Genomic DNA, 258 nt, shown 5'->3' on the forward strand with positions numbered 1-258 from the left:
CCTGCACGACCACCCCCGCCGACGCAGACGGCACCCTCGACGAGACTCGCGACGGCGAGATCCGGGTCGTGATCACCCACAACCCGCCGTGGCCGGAGACGTCGGATCCCTCGGACCCGGCCGGGGTGGAAGTGCGCCTCGTGGAGGACTTCGCCGACACGCTGGAGGGGACCGTCGTCTGGTCGGTGGACAGTGAGGCGAACGTCGGCGAACGGCTGCAGTACCACGTCCTCCACTAGTGCGCCGGCGGGGTCACGG

Annotated in this window: 1 pseudogene; it reads left to right on the forward strand. The window is 70.9% G+C overall.

Annotated features, from left to right (window positions below):
* A pseudogene (locus KVS71_RS17810) lies at positions 1-239 on the forward strand (hypothetical protein); the annotation flags it as partial.
* Positions 240-258 lie beyond the last annotated feature (19 nt).

Origin of the sequence: Microbacterium sp. GbtcB4 (assembly GCF_019091465.1) — a bacterium.
In the GTDB taxonomy this organism is placed as follows: Bacteria; Actinomycetota; Actinomycetes; order Actinomycetales; family Microbacteriaceae; genus Microbacterium; species Microbacterium paraoxydans.